Genomic DNA, 233 nt, shown 5'->3' with positions numbered 1-233 from the left:
CCTGAAGTCGCGAAGATCAAGATCAAGATCAAGAGCGCTGGGTTTGAAAGCCGTGCTTGGACCGCGTCGCGCTATGCGCGACAATAGCGATCATTTTCGGAGCCCCCCATGACCGATTTCACCCCCGACGCCATCCTCGATGCCACCGGCCTGAACTGCCCGGAACCCGTGATGATGCTGCACCAGCACGTACGTAACCTGGCCGCCGGCGGCCTGCTCAAGGTCATCGCCAC

1 protein-coding gene is annotated in these 233 nt (G+C 60.9%); it reads left to right on the top strand.

Translation table 11 applies throughout. From position 1 onward, the window contains the following. Positions 1-108 precede the first annotated feature (108 nt). Positions 109-233: sulfurtransferase TusA family protein (locus tag SB719_RS22765; RefSeq protein ID WP_412160125.1), on the top strand; the 125-nt coding region annotated here is incomplete at its 3' end.

Origin of the sequence: Pantoea sp. SIMBA_079 (assembly GCF_046940275.1) — a bacterium.
GTDB lineage: Bacteria > Pseudomonadota > Gammaproteobacteria > Enterobacterales > Enterobacteriaceae > Pantoea > Pantoea borealis.
Note: the sequence above shows the minus strand (reverse complement) of the source record. Positions and strands in the feature narration are given on the sequence as shown.